General features: G+C 46.8%; 1 protein-coding gene. It reads right to left on the reverse strand.

The annotated features are described in order from the left end of the window. Positions 1 to 354: 354 nt before the first annotated feature. The coding region (locus G7Y51_RS13515; protein ID WP_165178286.1) for an IS1 family transposase at positions 355 to 684 on the reverse strand (330 nt) is incomplete at its 5' end.

Genomic DNA, 684 nt, shown 5'->3' on the forward strand with positions numbered 1-684 from the left:
GCCTGGCTGTTGCTTTTCCATCAAGATACGCATGAACAGCCTTGGTTCGGATTTCTTCAGATGCAAATTTCATCTCTGCAATCTAAACGATTTCTAAATAAAATAAAAGTCAAATTGCTCTAGAGCAGATTACCTTTGACTTTTTATGAAAGTCAAAGGTGACATTCAGGCGAAAAACACGGTTTTCGCCTGAATGTACGCCGCGTTGCGCGGCTGCCGCTTTCGCGTCAGCAGAGCATTTTCAAAGAGAAAATGCTCTGGACGAAAAGGGCTGGAGCTTCCATGCTCCGGCCCTTCCCGCTCAAATGCCCCAGATTTCAGCCTGGCGGGCTCCCTTTTCCTTTTGCGAGAGTATTAACTAAATAATGTTTTAATGTCATCCAGAGTTCCATTCACATGAAATCTGGCAAAAAGAGCCATCGTCAAGTCAACCATGTGCAGACTTCGTGAAACAACGACCGACTTTCGGCGGAATCTGGCAAACCAGTGACGCTGGCGACAATTGTTCCTTTCTATGCGGACTGTGCCACTTTTCCCCTGAAGCAGATCGTTTTCGCCTATCTCCAGAGGATAAACCTTCCACTTGTCCGTACAGTAAAACCAGACTTTCCACTTTTTCAATCGCTCCATCAATCTGTGGAGGGTAGCCTGATCACGCCCTCCACATTCCCGGTCGATGAGTTG

It is taken from the genome of Desulfovibrio sp. ZJ369 (assembly GCF_011039085.1).
GTDB lineage: Bacteria > Desulfobacterota > Desulfovibrionia > Desulfovibrionales > Desulfovibrionaceae > Desulfovibrio.